The sequence below is a fragment of the Rhodococcus sp. ACT016 genome (assembly GCF_050477185.1).
In the GTDB taxonomy this organism is placed as follows: domain Bacteria; phylum Actinomycetota; class Actinomycetes; order Mycobacteriales; family Mycobacteriaceae; genus Prescottella.
This window is the reverse complement of record NZ_JBEAET010000001.1, coordinates 5,829,327-5,844,964: the sequence shown is the minus strand read 5'-3', so window position 1 is coordinate 5,844,964 and position 15,638 is coordinate 5,829,327. Positions and strand designations below refer to the sequence as shown.

The 15,638-nt window shown below is 68.7% G+C and carries 14 protein-coding genes; 8 read left to right on the top strand and 6 right to left on the bottom strand.

The window, feature by feature from the left end; all coding sequences use genetic code 11:
- Positions 1-53 precede the first annotated feature (53 nt).
- Positions 54-1,688 (bottom strand): PQQ-binding-like beta-propeller repeat protein, encoded by a 1,635-nt coding sequence (locus ACQ5DX_RS26765; protein ID WP_430335482.1) that lies wholly within the window; start codon positions 1,686-1,688, stop codon positions 54-56.
- 45 nt (positions 1,689-1,733) lie between these two features.
- On the opposite strand from ACQ5DX_RS26765, the gene ACQ5DX_RS26760 reads away from it, so the two are divergent.
- Entirely contained in the window at positions 1,734-2,354 is a 621-nt protein-coding gene (locus tag ACQ5DX_RS26760; RefSeq protein WP_430335481.1) for a TetR/AcrR family transcriptional regulator, read from the top strand.
- A gap of 130 nt (positions 2,355-2,484) precedes the next feature.
- Entirely contained in the window at positions 2,485-3,888 is a 1,404-nt protein-coding gene (locus ACQ5DX_RS26755) for a sensor histidine kinase (protein ID WP_430335480.1), read from the top strand.
- Here the strand turns inward: ACQ5DX_RS26755 and ACQ5DX_RS26750 are convergent.
- Entirely contained in the window at positions 3,864-4,538 is a 675-nt protein-coding gene (locus ACQ5DX_RS26750) for a response regulator transcription factor (RefSeq protein ID WP_430335479.1), read from the bottom strand. The two genes, ACQ5DX_RS26755 and ACQ5DX_RS26750, sit on opposite strands and share 25 nt — an antisense overlap.
- A gap of 108 nt (positions 4,539-4,646) precedes the next feature.
- Between ACQ5DX_RS26750 and ACQ5DX_RS26745 the strand changes: the two genes are divergently transcribed.
- The 3 genes from ACQ5DX_RS26745 to ACQ5DX_RS26735 all read left to right on the top strand — a co-directional run bounded on the left by ACQ5DX_RS26745 (position 4,647) and on the right by ACQ5DX_RS26735 (position 8,409).
- Positions 4,647-5,483 carry a phosphatase PAP2 family protein gene (locus ACQ5DX_RS26745; protein ID WP_430335478.1) on the top strand — a complete coding sequence of 279 codons (837 nt, stop codon included), beginning with the start codon at positions 4,647-4,649 and terminating at the stop codon, positions 5,481-5,483.
- Positions 5,484-5,584: 101 nt separating this feature from the next.
- Positions 5,585-7,915 carry an ATP-binding protein gene (locus ACQ5DX_RS26740; RefSeq protein ID WP_430335477.1) on the top strand — a complete coding sequence of 777 codons (2,331 nt, stop codon included), beginning with the start codon at positions 5,585-5,587 and terminating at the stop codon, positions 7,913-7,915.
- Between the two features lie 167 nt (positions 7,916-8,082).
- Positions 8,083-8,409 (top strand): Zn-ribbon domain-containing OB-fold protein, encoded by a 327-nt coding sequence (locus ACQ5DX_RS26735; RefSeq protein ID WP_430335476.1) that lies wholly within the window; start codon positions 8,083-8,085, stop codon positions 8,407-8,409.
- 159 nt (positions 8,410-8,568) lie between these two features.
- Here the strand turns inward: ACQ5DX_RS26735 and ACQ5DX_RS26730 are convergent, their stop codons facing one another.
- Positions 8,569-9,900 (bottom strand): MFS transporter, encoded by a 1,332-nt coding sequence (locus tag ACQ5DX_RS26730; RefSeq protein ID WP_430335812.1) that lies wholly within the window; start codon positions 9,898-9,900, stop codon positions 8,569-8,571.
- A 316-nt stretch (positions 9,901-10,216) separates the two neighbouring features.
- Between ACQ5DX_RS26730 and nhaA the strand changes: the two genes are divergently transcribed.
- The 3 genes from nhaA to ACQ5DX_RS26715 are packed head-to-tail and all read left to right on the top strand — an operon-like array spanning position 10,217 to position 12,976.
- Positions 10,217-11,425 carry a Na+/H+ antiporter NhaA gene (nhaA, locus tag ACQ5DX_RS26725; RefSeq protein ID WP_430335475.1) on the top strand — a complete coding sequence of 403 codons (1,209 nt, stop codon included), beginning with the start codon at positions 10,217-10,219 and terminating at the stop codon, positions 11,423-11,425.
- 55 nt (positions 11,426-11,480) lie between these two features.
- Positions 11,481-12,005, top strand: coding sequence for a phage holin family protein (locus ACQ5DX_RS26720; protein WP_430335474.1), 525 nt, complete (start codon positions 11,481-11,483; stop codon positions 12,003-12,005).
- A gap of 35 nt (positions 12,006-12,040) precedes the next feature.
- Positions 12,041-12,976, top strand: coding sequence for an alpha/beta fold hydrolase (locus tag ACQ5DX_RS26715; protein WP_430335473.1), 936 nt, complete (start codon positions 12,041-12,043; stop codon positions 12,974-12,976).
- A gap of 18 nt (positions 12,977-12,994) precedes the next feature.
- Here the strand turns inward: ACQ5DX_RS26715 and marP are convergent, their stop codons facing one another.
- From marP to ACQ5DX_RS26700, 3 genes are read right to left on the bottom strand one after another with little or no spacing between them, the layout of a single operon-like run.
- A complete protein-coding gene (gene marP / locus ACQ5DX_RS26710; protein ID WP_430335472.1) occupies positions 12,995-14,185 on the bottom strand; it encodes an acid resistance serine protease MarP in 1,191 nt (396 codons plus the stop codon).
- Positions 14,182-14,970 carry an NUDIX hydrolase gene (locus ACQ5DX_RS26705; RefSeq protein ID WP_430335471.1) on the bottom strand — a complete coding sequence of 263 codons (789 nt, stop codon included), beginning with the start codon at positions 14,968-14,970 and terminating at the stop codon, positions 14,182-14,184. The genes marP and ACQ5DX_RS26705 overlap by 4 nt, the downstream gene beginning before the upstream one ends.
- The gene (locus tag ACQ5DX_RS26700) at positions 14,967-15,635 is read right to left on the bottom strand and encodes a TlpA family protein disulfide reductase (protein WP_430335470.1); all 669 of its coding nucleotides are present in this window, start codon (positions 15,633-15,635) and stop codon (positions 14,967-14,969) included. The genes ACQ5DX_RS26705 and ACQ5DX_RS26700 overlap by 4 nt, the downstream gene beginning before the upstream one ends.
- Positions 15,636-15,638 lie beyond the last annotated feature (3 nt).

Genomic DNA, 15,638 nt, shown 5'->3' with positions numbered 1-15,638 from the left:
CGCCCGGACCTTCCGGTCCGGGCGGCACCCGTTCGTCGTTTCCGGTCCGCACGTCAGGAGACAGGGATGAACCCTTCCAGCCCACCACGCAGGCTCATCACCGAGAGGCCTTCGGGCAGATTCGGATTCACCATCGGCGCGAGCGGCGCGATCGCGGTCGACGTCATCGCCCCGAGCGTCGAGAACATCCGGCCGTCGGGTGCCACGGCGAGCAGTCCCTCCGTGGTGTCACTGGCGAAGGCGACGTTGCGGCGCCCCACCCCCGTCGTCGGGTCGAGTTCGACGATGGCCGTCCTCACCGGAACCGAGACCGGGTACCCCTGCACCGGGACGTCGTACCCGTAGTAGACCTCGATCAGCACGGCGCCGTCGACGACGGTCGGATTGCCGTTGCCCCGGACGATCGGCGCACCGTACGCGTCACTGACGGGCAGTGCCGCACTGGTGACCGCCGCAAGGTTTGCGTCCCAGAGCTTTTCACCGTCCGCACTGAACGCCGACGCGACACCGGGGTTGGTGAGGACGTAGACGGCTCCGGCGGCATCCACCGCGACGGCAGCCGCGGCGGCGTTGGACGGCGCACTCCACTTCAGTGCTCCCGTCGTGGTGTCGAACGCGTAGAGCAGGCCCTCGTCGTCACATGTGTAGACCGTGCGACCGTCCGGGGACAGAACGGGGCTGGAGCCGCTGCCCGGGCCCATCTGCGCCGCGAACGCGATCGACACGGACCCCGGCTTCCCACCCCGCGGCGGTGTCACGTCCAGCCCGTACAGCGCCCCCTTGTCCGGCTCGGTGTCGGTGGCAGCCACGAAGACACGACCCGACGTCGCGTAGACGGCAGGCGTGTTGGCGCTCTGCACGATTCCGCCCATGATGATCTGGAAGATCGGATCCCTGACGGCCGGATCCATGATCCCGTCCGACCACATGCTCGGGGACATCGCCGTCGCGGTGTGCCGCTTCGCCAGCGTGCCCGGCAACTGCAGGATCGGTGCTCGCAGTTCGCCCGTCGCGCGATCGACGACAACGACCTGACCGAAGGCCGTCGTGCCCAGCACCGCGCCGTCCTTCGTGAACACGGCGGTGACGAACGGGTTGATCGGGCGCGATCCGGCAGCGAAGGGATTGGGTGTCGGGGCGGCCGGCAGGTCGATCACCCATCGCAGATCACCGCCGCTCGTGTACGACCAGAACTGGTCGGCGTCACTGATGTAGAGGTTTCCGTCCGTGTCGACGATCGGCGAGGACATGATGGCCGCGGAGTCGACACCGTCCTGTCCACGCCATCCCGGCGATTCCCAGACCGTGTTGCCGAGCCTGTCGAGCACGTGCAGGTTCGCGTTCCCCTCGGCCTTTCCGGTGGTCACCGCGAGGTTGCCGTTCGGAAGCAGCACCGGGGTGGTCAGAACGGCCGCGCCCTCGAGCGCGGTCCAGCGCGTGTACTCGGCGGCCGGCGTCACCCCCAGTTGCTGCTTGCGATTGGCCGGATCACCGTGGAGCGTGACCCACCCGGTGTCCGCGTACGGCAACGCTCCCCCGCCGTCCAGGCTTCCGAATCCGAGGCTGCCCGACCCGAGACTTCCTGTGGCACCGGCAGTGCCGGCACCGCCGACCGTCGTCGACAGCGCGGCGGCCACCACCACAGCTGCCCGCAACCCCCGGAACCGTCTCGCTTCGACCAGGTTCATTTAATACTCCTTATTAGTAGTAGACCGGGAAGTTACACTAGGCGGATGAGTCAGGAGACGATTTCGACGAAACAGAAACTCCTCGAGGTCGCCGAGGAACTGTTCGCCACCAAGGGTGTGGAGGCCACACTTGTCGGAGACATCGTTCAAGGTGCAGGACAACGCAATCCGTCGGCGTTGCGCTACCACTTCGGATCCCGCGAAGGCGTACTCCAGGCCATTCTCGAGAAGCACCTCCAGCGGATCGAGGAGCGGCGGGCGCGACTGCTCGCCGACTGGCCGGACCCCGGGCCGACCACCCCCCGCGACGCGGTCGAACTCGCGGTCCTCCCGCTCGCCGAACTCCTCGCGGAGGAATCGGGGCGCCGCTACCTGCGGATCCTCGGCCAGACGATGTACGAACTGACGCCCGACCAGCTCGACGGCGTCGAGAAGTACCCGAGCCTCGCCCGGACCATCGGGACCATGCGCGACGGCATCGATCACCTTCCGCCCCGCCTGGTCGACGAACGCATCCAGGGGACCCTGATCCTGGTCTCCGCGATGCTCGCCGTGCGCGCCCGGGACATGGCCGGACGCCGGCGTATGCCGGTCCCTCTCGACACCTTCAAGGCCAACGTGATCGCCATGGCCACAGCGACATTGACTGCCCAGCTGGACGAGTGACACGACGCTGCCACATCGGCATCACAATGCTGTGAACCGGCTGAGTCGGGATCGCGCTCGGCCACGTACACCCGTACCGTCGTCACTGCCCGGAGCGATCGGCGCACCGTGAGGAGTTCGGGAAGAGAAGATGAGACGGAAGGCCATTCCGCTGGACCCGCGTCGCTGGAACGTGCGTGCCCGTTCCGCCACGGCCGCGGCACTGGTCGTGATCGTCTGCCTCGTGATCGCCGGCGGGGCGATGGTGTTCGTGCTCTACCGGGCCCTGGAACAGTCGGCCCGGGACGCGGCCGACGTCCGCGCACAACAGATCGCCATGCAGTTGCAGAACGTATCGCCCGCGGCCCTCGATCCGGGTCTGCTCGCGACGGACGACCAGATCGGAGTGATCCAGGTGGTCGGTGCAGACCACTCGGTCGTCGCTGAATCGACCGGCGCCCCACCGTCCCCGTTGGCGACACCGACCCTGGGTCCGGGCGAGGAAGTGTCGCTCGGGCGGGTGGAGGACCACCGCGGCGGCGACTACTGGCTCGTTGCACGGGGCGCGGGTCCGCCGTCCGAACCGCTCACCGTCTTGGTCGGCGCGGACCGCGAACCCGTCGAGCGTGTGATCGTCACCGTCGGCCTCCTCTTGGCCGTCGGTGGACCGCTGGTCGTGGCGCTCGTCGCGTTCGCCACCTACCGCTTCGTCGGCGGGGCGCTCGCGCCGGTCGAACGGATCCGCTCCCGGGTGGCGTCGATCTCGACCGGGCGGCTCGACGAGCGAGTGCCCGTGCCGCGAACGGGCGACGAGATCGCACGTCTGGCCGAGACGATGAACGACATGCTGGCCCGGCTCGAGCACGGCAGCACTACGCAGCGGCGCTTCGTCAGCGACGCATCACACGAGCTTCGCAGTCCACTCGCGACGATCACCGCCGCACTCGAACTGGCCCACACCAAGCCCGAGTTGATCGACGAGACACTGATCGACGAAACCCTCCTCCCGGAGGCACGCCGGATGCGCGACCTTCTCGACGACCTCCTGATGCTCGCGCGCGCCGACGAGCAGGAACTGGCAGGCACCGCGACCGACGTGGACGTGGACGACATCCTCCTCGCGGAGTCCGCCCGATGCCGGGCAGTACCCGGCGTGCGAGTGCGAACCGAGATCATGCCGGCCCGCGTGCACGGCGATCCGCGACAACTCGCGCGCGCGGTCCGCAATCTGGTGGACAACGCAGTCCGTCATGCCCACAACGAGATTCGCCTCGAATGTGGACTCCACGACGGCGCGGCGGTGATCGCCGTCCAGGACGACGGCCCCGGTGTGCCTGCTGCGCAACGGGCCCGGATCTTCGAGCGCTTCGTTCGCCTGGACACCCCCCGAACCCGTGAAGGAGGCGGGACGGGACTCGGCCTGGCCATCGTCGCGGAGATCATCGCCGCACACGGCGGAACAGTAGACCTCGTCGAACCCGAGGGCGGCGGTGCGCGATTCGTCGTGACGTTGCCCGCCGACACCGGCGATCAGGCGTCGGACTCCAGACAGTAGCCGACCCCACGAACAGTGGTGATCGAGCGAGTGCCGAACGGCGCGTCCACCTTTCGCCTGAGGTACCCGATGTAGACCTCGACGATGTTGTCGTCCCCCTCGTAGTGGCTGTCCCACACCGATTGCAGGATCTCGAGCTTCGATACCACCGACCCGGCGTTGCGCATCAGGTACTCGAGGACGCTGTACTCCCGCGGCGTCAGGGAGAGCATCGCTCCGCCCCGACTCACCCGCCGTCGCGCCGGGTCCAGCTCGAGCCCGCCCGCAGTCAGCACGGTCGGGCGGACCGGTGCACCGCGCCGCACCAACGCGCGGAGCCTGGCGGTGAGCACGACCAACGAGAACGGTTTGACGAGGTAGTCGTCCGCCCCCAGATCGAACGCGTCGGCCAGATCGTATTCGCCGTCCTTCGCCGAGAGCATCAACACGGGGGTCCAGACGCCCTGCTGACGGAGTTCGCGGACGACGTCGTAGCCGTTCTTGCCCGGCAGCATGATGTCGAGGACCACGACGTCGAAGTCGCCGCCGACCGCCGCATCGAATCCGTCCAACCCGTCGTGCGCGAGCTCGACGACGAACCCCTCCGCGGCCAGACCGCGCCGAACCGTCTCGGCGAGGCGCACCTCGTCCTCCACCAGCAGAATCCGCACCGGTCCTCCATCGATCTGGTCGGCCGCAGGGTTCAGTAGAGCAGAGAGCGACGGAAGGGACCACCCGCTCTCAGTGTTTGCACAGCACCGTCTTGGAACCCTCGGGGAATGTCTCGAATTCTCGACCTCGCGCACACCGTGACCGCCGACACCACCGCCGAGATCGCCACGGAACCCGGCTCGGCGGAAGTGGCGCTCGGCGTCCTCGGTATCGCCGCGGTGGTGTTCGTCGCCGGGGTCGCGCTGGCCGGTCGCCGCGTTTACCTCTCCGCGGCCCTGCGGGCGGGTGGGCTCGTCGTCGCGATGGCCGTGCTCGCGGTTCAGGTGCACGACGGCGGTTGGCTGACCGGTCGGGACGCGGCCCTCACATCGTGGTTCGTCGCCCACCGCACCGCCACGCTGGACGGTGCCGCGATGGCGGTCACGGACCTGGGTAGCCCCGCGGCCACGGTGGTGCTGGCGGTCGCGGTGGCGGCACTGTTCGCGTGGAGGTCCCGCTCGCTGGTGCCGGCGGTGGCGCTGATCGGCACCGTCGGCGCTGCGGCCGTGTCGAGCGCCGCACTCAAGGCGCTGATCGGGAGAGACCGGCCGTCTGCGTCGCTCCAGCGCATCGTGGAAACCGATCATTCGTTCCCGTCGGGTCATGTCACCGGAACCGCGACCCTGCTCGGCATGATCGTCGTGATCGCGGCGGTCGGGCTGTCGCCTCGGGTGCGGACCCTGCTCGCGCTTCTCGCCGGTTGCGCCACTGTCGTCGTCGCGGCCACCCGCGTGTACCTCGGCGTTCACTGGCTCACCGATGTGATCGGAGGCGCGCTCGTCGCCTCGTTCTGGATCACCATCGGCGCGACCGCGCTGCGCGTCGTCGAGGATCGACGACGGGCACCGTCGGTGGCGGTCGCCGACCGCTCTCCCGCATCGGCGGATCCGCTGTCGACCTCCTGAACCGGCTGCCTTCTTGCGCACCTCGGTGCCATAACACGAGGTCAACCCGCTAACCGACCCGCAGGCGTACCGTGACCGGGGGGACCGAAAGAAGGTCACGGATGGCGTCCGCGAGGCGAGGCAAGGTCGGCAACCTGCCTCTCGATCTGACCAGTTTCGTCGGTCGGCGCCGGGAGGTGACCGAGACGAGACGACTGCTCGCCGGCTCGCGCCTGGTGACCCTGACCGGGATCGGCGGCGTCGGCAAGACCCGCCTCGCACTGCGGGTGGCGGCCGAATCCCAACGGGCGTTCGACGACGGCGTCTGGCTGGTCGAGTTCGGTGAGCGACGCGATCAGCAACTGGTCGCCGAGACCGTGGCCGCGACGCTGGGCCTGCGTGAACAAGCCTCCGTCCCGACCACGCAGATCCTCACCGACTACCTGGGTCCGCGAAACGCGCTGCTCATCCTCGACAACTGCGAGCACGTCATCGATCACGTCTCCAAGCTCGTGGAAACCCTGCTGCGCACGAGCCCGGATCTGCGGATCCTGGCCACCAGCCGCGAGCCCCTCGCGATCGGCGGAGAGACGGTGCTGCGAGTGCCCCCGCTCACCTTCCCCGTTCCCGATCGTTCGACGACCGTGAAGTCACTGACGCAGTACGAGGCGGTGAATCTGTTCATCGAACGCGCCGCCGCCGCCGTCCCGGGCTTCGAGCTCACCGAGGACAACCGGGCGGCGATCATCGAGATCTGCTCCGAACTCGACGGCCTCCCCCTCGCGATCGAGCTCGCCGCAGCGCGGCTGCGCGCGCTGTCGGTCGACCAGGTGGCGGCCCGGCTCACCGATCGGTTCCGCCTGCTCACCGGCGGTATGCGCGGCGCCCCGAGCCGCCAGCAGACCCTGCAGATGAGCATCGACTGGAGCAACGATCTGTGCACCACGACCGAGCAGGAGCTGTGGCGCCGCCTGTCGGTGTTCGCGCACGGATTCGAACTCGACGCGGCCGAGGCGATCGCCGGCGACGACCTGACCCCGCTCGGCCTGCTCGACCTGGTCACCTCGCTGGTCGACAAGTCGATCCTGATCCGCGAGGAAAACGAAGGGGTCATCCGGTACCGGCTGCTCGAAATCCTGCGGGACTACGGGCTCGAGCGCCTCCGTGAAGCGGACGAGGACCGCGAACTCCGCAGGCTGCACCGGGACTGGTACCAGGCGCTGGTCACCCGCGCCGAGGCGGAATGGATCGGACCGAACCAGCCCGAGAGGATCGCACGGATCGGACGTGAGCGGGCCAATCTGCGCGACGCTCTCGTGTACTGCACCACCGAGCCCGGCGAAGCCGCGAACGGGTTACGCATCGTCAACGGGCTGTTCCTGTTCTGGATCTCCCGCGGACTGCTCACCGAAGGCCGGCTCTGGATCGACCGAGTACTCGCCGCACCGGACGGCGAGCTCACCCCGCTGCGCGCGAAGGCACTGGCAGCGGCGACCCTGCTGGCGGCGAACCAGGGCGACATCGAGACCGGTAGGGCGCTGATCACGCAGGCCTACGACATCGCCGACCAACTCGGCGATCGGGACACCGACATCGTCGTCGCGCACGCGGCCGGCCACCTCGCGATCTATGCCGGCGACCTGCCGGAGGCACTCATGGTGCTGGACGGCGTTCTCGACCAGGTACGAGACGGCGAGGACCTGCTCCGCCGTATCACCACGCTGCTCGGTCTCGCGATGACGTGCGTGGCGCTGGGCGAGCCGGCCAAGGCAGGCGAGTACACCGACGAAGTCCTTGCCATCACGGAAGCCCACGGGGAATCGCTCTATCGTTCGTACGCCCTGTGCTCGCGCGGCCTGGCCATCTGGAACCACGATCCGGATCAGGCACGCCCGTTGTTCGAGCGGGCGCTCCGGCTGAGCGGCGCGGTCGACGATCTCCTCGGCGCCGCGATCTGCGTCGAAGCACTGGCGTGGATCGCGGCCGCGAAGGCCGAGTACCAGCGCAGCGCGGTGCTGCTGGGAGCGGTCCGCGCACTGTGGGAGTCGGTCGGCAACCGGGGCATCGTGATCCCGGCATTCCGCGAGAACCACGACGACACCGAGGACCGCGTCAGGCGCGCCCTCGGCGACCGGTCGTTCGACGCCACCGAGCGTCAGGGCGCGGGACTGGCACTCGACGAGACCGTGACATTCGCGATCGACGACGAACTCCCCCAGGAGGCGTCCCCCGATCGATCCGCGACCGACCTCACCCCGCGTGAGCAGGAGGTCGCCGACCTGGTGGCGCAGGGTCTGACCAACAAGGCGATCGCCGACCAACTGGTCATCTCGCAGCGCACCGTGCAGGGCCACGTCGAGCATGTCCTGGCGAAACTCGGGTTCAACTCACGGACCCAGATCGCGGCCTGGGTGGTCGAGCAGGGCCGGCAATCCGATACCGATGCCGTCTGACCTGGCCTTTCGGGCTCCAGGTACGTACCCCGTCCGGAAACAGGTATGTCCCCGGGTAGTTCTGCCGTCGTGGGATTGCGCCCCGGTTGGAACTGTGGGAACCGGACAACCCAAGCTTCACGAAGTCGAGGTCTCCCATGCACGATCATCGCTCAACCATCACGGACGTGGACGTCTTCACAATCGGCCGCTGCGACGACTGCGGCGAACTGCTCGCCCACGACGCGGCCACGTGCTCGTCGTGCCACGGCATCGAGATCAGCCGGACGCCGTCGTCGGGCACCGGGACGATCGTGTCGTACACCGTCCTGGAGATCTCCCCCAGCCGCACGTGCACCGACTTCGCCCCGTACACGATCGCCATCGTCGCACTCGACGAAGGACCCTGGACCTACGCGTGGATCGAGGGGGTCGTGCCCGAGCCCGGCAAGGTCCGCGTCAGCTACGACCGCATGATCCCCGGCGAACCCTATCCGCTGTTCGTCTGCGGATAGGAGCGCACACCCGCCTCGATGCGGCAGGCGGTGACGGTTGATCCGACCAACCTCGACTCGGACGAGTGGCCCGGGACATGATGTCCCGGGCCACTCGTCTGTCACCACCCGTGACCCGCAACGCAATGACCGCTGCGAGGTCCCGGGATCGATCGACCGTCAGACGTCGTCGAGCGACTCGTCCTTCGTCTCCCGCATGATCAGCAGCGAGACGAACGTCAGCGCCGACGCGATCAGCAGGTACACACCGACCCACCCGACGCCGTAGTTCTCGGCCAGCCACGTCGCGATGAACGGCGCCACCGCCGCGCCGAGGATGCTCGACGTGTTGTAAGCGATTCCCGACCCGGTGTAGCGGACGTTGGTGGGGAACAGTTCCGGCAGCACCGCGCTCATCGGGCCGAACGTCAGACCCATCAGGATCATGCCGATGATCAGGAACGTCAGCATCCGGGCGTCGCCCATGCCCTCGGGGTCGAGGATCAGACCGAACGTCAGCCCGAACACCATCATGACGCCCGTGACGACGAGCAGGGTGATTCGGCGGCCGTACCGATCGGCGAGCCAGCCCGCAACCGGAATCGCGGCCGCGAAGAAGAGCACCGCCACCAGCTGCAGCACGAGGAAGTCGCGGTACTGGAACCCGGCACCGTGGCCGCCGTCCGCGGCGGTCTTGCCCGTTCCGTAGCTGAGGATCCACGTCGTCATGATGTAGAAGAGCGTGTACGTCGCCAGCATCACGAAGGTGCCGATGATCAGCTGACGCCAACTGGTCTTGAACACCTGCTTGAGCGGGGTCTTGACCTTCTCGCCGTTCGCGACGGCGCGGGCGAACACCGGCGTCTCCTCGAGCTTGAGCCGCACGTACAGGCCGATCATCACCATGACGGCACTCAGCAGGAACGGGATGCGCCATCCCCACGTGAGGAACGCGCTGTCGAGATCCGGGGACGAACTGCTCGTGTAGCCGAGTGTGAGCGTGATCAGCAGGAACAGGCCGTTCGCGAAGAAGAAGCCGATCGGTGCGCCCAACTGCGGCCACATCGCCGCCCACGCCCGCTTGCCGCTCTTCGCGGTCTCCGTCGCCAGCAGCGCCGCGCCGGACCACTCGCCCCCGAGCCCGAGACCCTGGCAGAAACGCATCAGCGCCAGCAGTGCCGGCGCCCACAGCCCCACCGCGTGATAGGTCGGCAACAGTCCGATGAGGAACGTCGCGATGCCCATCGTGAGCAACGAACCGACAAGGGTGGCCTTACGGCCGATGCGGTCACCGAAATGACCGAAGACGATCGAGCCGACCGGGCGGGCGACGAACGCCAGACCGAACGTCGCGAACGACGCCAGCAGGGCCGTCGTGTCGTTGCCCTTGGGGAAGAACAGGTGCGGGAAGACCGATACCGCAGCGGTGGCATAGATGTAGAAGTCGTAGAACTCGATCGAGGTACCGACCATGCTGGCGACGACGATGCGGCTGCGAGGCACCCCCGCCACCGTGTCGGTCGAGTCGACCGTCGATAACTCGCCCTGCCCGCGCGCGACGGACTCGACACCCTTGCTCACAATGCTCCTGCACAGATCCCTGCGGATCCCGGTATTCGGACGACCGGATCCGCGTTCCCGACGTGTTCCACTCAGTGGAAATTCATCCCAAACCGTAGGAATTCAACACTTCGCCAGATTGCGAAGCAACCGAGAGTTTCCGACTGAACGGTCGCAAAGAACGCGTTAAGATCGTTCGAGGTGTGCCGGGAAGTCTGGTCGGCGTGAACTTGCCGTACGCGACGAAATACCAGGTGAAAGGCGCTACTTGATTCCCGCCACACGCTCCGAATTGGCCCGCTATCTCCGCACCGAGACGGTCGGCGGTTCGATCCTCCTCATCGCCGCGGCGGTCGCCGTGCTGTGGGCAAACTCTCCCCTCGCGAACTCCTACACCGCGCTCCGCGACTGGCAGGTCGGCCCGAGCGCGCTGCACCTGAACCTCAGTCTCGGAATGTGGGCGCAGGACGGACTGCTCGCCATCTTCTTCTTCGTGGCCGGTCTCGAACTCAAGCGCGAACTCGTCGTCGGCGAACTCGCCGACCGGAAGAAGGCCCTGCTGCCGATCATCGCGGCGTGCGGCGGTGTCCTCCTGCCCGCGATCATCGCGGCCGTCGTCGGCGCCGGCACACCCGGCATGGACCGCGGCTGGGCCATCCCCGTCGCCACCGACATCGCGTTCGCGCTGGGGGTGCTGGCCCTCACCGGGTCACGGATCCCCGCGAGCGCCCGCGTCTTCCTGCTGAGCCTCGCCGTCGTCGACGACCTGCTCGCGATCATCCTCATCGTCGTGCTGTTCACCGGGTCCATTGCGATGCTGTGGATCCTGACCGCGGTCGCCTGCCTGGTCGCCTACTGGTACGCGCAGCGCCGCCGGATCACGACACCTCTTCTGTACGTCCCGCTGGCGCTGCTGACCTGGTACAGCGTCCACCAGGCCGGCATCCACGCGACGCTCGCGGGTGTCGCGTTGGGACTGCTCACCCGTGCCCGCACCGACCCGGGCGAGGAGTATTCGCCGGCCACCCGTCTCGAGCACCGTCTGCAGCCGTGGTCGGCGGCCGTATGTGTGCCCGTGTTCGCGCTCTTCGCGTCGGGTGTCCCGATCAACGGGCACGTGCTGAGCGAGTTGTTCACCAACAGGATCTCGCTCGCGATCATCCTCGGGTTGCTCGTCGGTAAGACCGTCGGCATCTTCGGAGTCTCGTGGCTCGCGGTCCGCTTCGGCATCGCCAGCAAGCCGCGGTTGCTCGGCTTCCGCGACATGTTCGCCCTGTCGGTGCTCGGTGCGATCGGGTTCACCGTTAGCCTTCTGGTGGCCGATCTTGCGCTCGCGGGTATCGGCGACGGCAGCGAAGCGGACATTGCTAAAGCCGCGGTGCTCTTGACATCGTTGGCTGCGTCACTGATCGGATCGGCGTTACTGTTGCGACGCGGACGGGTCCATCAGGCCCGCGCCGCTGCCACCGACACGTGAGAACCACTCACGAGTCGGCTACCAGCGCGTCAGAAGAACCTGGAGGGGTCGAGAAGTGAGCTTCACCAACGGCAACGGAGTCACGGGAAACGGCGGCCGAGTCACCGGCGACGGGGTTCCGACGACGGTCTCCTCCATTCCCCTCACCGACCTCCACGATCCGCAGCACGCGTCGATCGGCACCCTGGTCCGGGATGCGACCGCCCAGGTCTCGACGCTGTTCCGCGCCGAGGTCGAACTCGCGAAGGCCGAGGTCACCAGCGAGGTGAAGAAGGGCCTGCAGGGCAGCATGTTCTTCATCCTCGCGCTGTCCGTGCTGGTGTTCAGTGCCTTCTTCTTCTTTTTCTTCCTCGCCGAACTGCTGAGCGTGTGGCTCGATCGTTGGGCGTCGTTCCTGATCGTCTTCGTGCTGATGCTCGTCGTCACCGGAGTGCTCGCGCTGCTCGGCTACCTGCGGGTCCGCAAGCTCCGCGCACCGAACAAGACGATCGATTCGCTCAAGCAGGCCGCGACCGTGCTGCCGGGTCAGCGTCCGGACGCCGCCTCGCCGCTGGGCACCGGAACGGGCACCGCCGGCTGATCCAGCCGTAACCCCCACGAGCCTTGACCACACAAGTGACACAGCCAGACCCGTCCACGGTCCGTTTCGACGGACCGTGGACGCATCGTGACATCCACGCGAACGGCATCCGCATCCACATCGCGGAGGCGGGCCCGTCGCGCCCCGACGCCCCGCTCGTCGTTCTCCTGCACGGCTTCGCCGACATCTGGTGGTCGTGGCGACACCAGTTGACCGCCCTCGCCGACGCAGGCTTCCGTGCCGTCGCCGTCGACCTGCGCGGGTACGGCGACACCGACACCCCGCCCCGCGGCTACGACGGTTGGACGCTCGCCGGTGACATCGCCGGCCTGATCCGCGCGATGGGCCACTCCAACGCCACCCTGATCGGGCACGCCGACGGCGGCCTCGTGTGCTGGGCGACGGCGCTGCTGCATCCCCGGCTGGTGAAGTCCATCGGGCTGGTCAGCTCGCCGCACCCGATCGCGCTCAAGCAGGCCGTGCTGCGTGACCGCCGGCAGCGGGCCGCACTGCTGCCGACGTTCCTGGACTACCAGGTGCCGTGGCGACCGGAGCGGCGGCTCGTCCGCGACGACGCCGCCGAGGTCGAGCGCCTGCTGCGGGCCCGTTCCGGGCCGGCGTGGCCGCAGTCCGACGAGTTCCCCGAGGTGGTCCGGCGACTGCGCTCGGCGATGCAGATCCCGCGCGTCGCGCACTCGGCGCTGGAGTACCAGCGGTGGGCGTTCCGCAGCCAGTTCCGTCCGGATGGCCGCCGGTTCATGACCGCGATGGATCAGCGCGTGGACATCCCGGTACTGCAGATCCACGGCGACCTCGACCCGTACGTGCTGGCCGCCACGGTCGAACGCTCGACCGTGCACGCGCCCGGGCAGCAGCTGCACCGGGTCGCCGGTGCCGGACACTTCGCGCACCAGGAGTCGCCCGCCGAGGTCACCGAGGCGCTGACCCGGTTCGCGCTCGCATCGCGCTGACCCGGGCAGCGCCGGGCATCAGACGATGCACACCCCGGTGCCGACGGTGGCGGTCGACCCGTTCGCCTGCTCGAGCTGCCTGGACACCTCGTCGGCGGTGAGCACGAAACCGGTGTCGCTGTCGTCGACGGCGGCGCCGAACACCACCCCGAGGACGCGGCCCTGCGTGTCGACGAGCGGACCACCCGAGTTGCCCTGCCGGATCGACCCGCGGACCGTGTACACCTCGCGCTCGACGGTGCCGGACCGGTAGATGTCGGGGCCGCGGAGGTCGAGGACCTCGCGGACACGGGCGGCGCTGGCGGTGTACGGTCCGCCACCCGGGTAGCCGAGGACGATCGCGTCGTCACCGGTGCGAGCCTTGTCGGGCGCGAACGACAGCGGCGCGGCGGTCAGGCCGGGCACGTCGAGGATCGCGACGTCGACGGCCGGATCGAACACGACGACGCGCGCGTCGAGCGGCCCGGCGGCGGTGTCGACGCTGACGGAGGCCGTGCCCGCGACGACGTGCGCGTTGGTCATGACGCGCTCGGGTCCCACGACGAAGCCGGAGCCCTCGAGCGCCTTCTGGCAGCTCGGTGCGGCCCCGCGGATCCGCAGCACGCTGGACTGCAGCTGCTGGGCGACGGGGCTGGCGAGCACACTCGGATCGGGCGGCTCGACGTTCGTGATCGGGGTGCGCCCGAACGGTCCGATGACGTCGGGCAGGCCCGACGTGTCGAGCAGCGCCGAGAATTCGCTGGGCACCTCGCGCAGCCAATTGGGGGCGACGTCGTCGACGGTGCTGAGCACCTTGGATCCGCGCACCGCGGTCGCGACGTTGGCCTGCGTCGACGATGTCAGCGGGATCGCCAGCAGCCATGCGGCGACCAGGACGGCGACGAGCTGCAGACCGGCGCCGACGAAGCTGTCGACACCGCGGGCCACCGGGCTGTGCATGACACTGCGGGCCGCACGGCCCAGCACCATGCCCGCGACCTCGCCGACGACCACCAGCACCACGATCAGCGCGATGCCGGCCAGCACCCGCATCCGGCCCTCGTCGACGTGGACGAGCACGTGCGGTGCGATGAGGATGCCCGCGACGGCGCCGAGCACGACACCGAGGAACGCGAGCGCCGACGCGACCGCGCCGTGCCGCCACCCCGACGACGCCGCCAACAGCGCCACGAGAATCACGGCCAGATCGATCCATCCGGATCCGCTCAACGCTCCCCCATTCCTCGCAACGGACGGTGATGTCCCGATTCGGTGGTGATGTCGTCGTTCTCCACACCGGTCGCGACGCGGGTGAGGGTTACGTCGAGGTCGCGGACGTCCTGGTGGTCCCATTCGAGTTCCCACCCGGACACGGCCAGTAGCCCCGCGAGTACACCCGCGGTGAAGCCCCACACCAGCATCCCGTCGACCTCGAAGGCGGGTCCCTGATAGCCGGCCCGGTGTCGAACCTGGAAGCGGTTGTCCGGGTCGATCAGTTCCCGTACCGGCACCCGCGCGACCCGCTCGGCCTCGGCGGCGTCGACGACACCGACGGGGCTGGGATCGCGCCAGTACGCGAGCACGGGTGTGACGTCGAACCCCGACGGCGGAATGAAGATCTCGGGCAGCATCGCGAGCGGCTGGACGCCGGCCCGTACCAGACTGGTCTCCTCCTCCGCCTCGCGGAGAGCGGTGTCGACGGGTCCGTCGTCGTCGGGATCCGCGGCCCCGCCGGGGAAGGCGACCTGGCCGCTGTGCTGACGCATCGTCGACGCCCGCTGGGTCAGCAGGACGTCGGCGTCGGCGGGCAGTCCCCCGATGGCGAGCGGATCGGACTCGGCGGATCCGCCGAAGAGCACGAGGACCGCGGCCGGACGCACCGCGGCCCCCGTCGGGGACCGCCGGTTCAGCACCGGATTGACGCGGTTGGGGTCGGCGGGGAGCGTGCGCGTCACCGCGCTGAGCCATTCGGGTGCGGCGTCAGGGTTCAGCGGGCGCTGCAGATGGAAGCTCATGCGGCGACGCCGAGGTACTGCTGGACCGCGTCGGCGATCTCGTCGACGCTGCGGAACTGCTGCGGAAGGATCTTCGCGACCGTGCCGTCCGGGCGGATCAGCACCGAGACCGGCAGCACGGCCGGCGAGCCGACGGCGGCCTGTACCCGGGCGGAACCGTCCTGGACTCCGGGCAGGTGGACGTCGTACTCGGCGAGGCGGGCGAGCCCGTTGGCCTCGTTGGAATCGGTGTGCACCGTCATGACGGTAACCGCGTCCCCGACACGATCCGCGTATTGCTGCAGGTACGGCAGTTCCTCACGGCACGGCCCGCACCAGTAGGCCCAGATGTTGAGCAGCACCGGCTTGCCGGCGACCGCCGCCCCGACGTCGACGCGACTGCCGTCGCCGAGACACTCGAGCGTGATGCCCTTCAATACGGAGCCGTCGGGCGCCGGGCCGGTCGGTGCGGGGCACGGCGCGAGAGCGGCGTCGGCGCGCAGCGGCGCGAGGGCCTCGGGGGTGTCGGCACCGCGGCGCTCCTGCTGCGACGTCGAGCGGTTCCCGCCCGGGTAGTCGGAGACGTCGGCGGTGTCCTTGCCGCCGCGCGGCCAGATCGCGACGATCAGCGCCACCACCACGACGAGCGCGGCCAAACTCCACCGCGCTGCACTGGAAACACGCATACC

Bases quoted from the DNA above. Each gene is read 5' to 3' on its own strand.
- ACQ5DX_RS26765 (WP_430335482.1), bottom strand. From the start codon at position 1,688: ATGAACCTGGTCGAAGCGAGACGGTTCCGGGGGTTGCGGGCAGCTGTG.
- ACQ5DX_RS26760 (WP_430335481.1), top strand. From the start codon at position 1,734: ATGAGTCAGGAGACGATTTCGACGAAACAGAAACTCCTCGAGGTCGCC.
- ACQ5DX_RS26755 (WP_430335480.1), top strand. From the start codon at position 2,485: ATGAGACGGAAGGCCATTCCGCTGGACCCGCGTCGCTGGAACGTGCGT.
- ACQ5DX_RS26745 (WP_430335478.1), top strand. From the start codon at position 4,647: ATGTCTCGAATTCTCGACCTCGCGCACACCGTGACCGCCGACACCACC.
- ACQ5DX_RS26740 (WP_430335477.1), top strand. From the start codon at position 5,585: ATGGCGTCCGCGAGGCGAGGCAAGGTCGGCAACCTGCCTCTCGATCTG.
- ACQ5DX_RS26705 (WP_430335471.1), bottom strand. From the start codon at position 14,970: ATGAGCTTCCATCTGCAGCGCCCGCTGAACCCTGACGCCGCACCCGAA.
- ACQ5DX_RS26700 (WP_430335470.1), bottom strand. From the start codon at position 15,635: ATGCGTGTTTCCAGTGCAGCGCGGTGGAGTTTGGCCGCGCTCGTCGTG.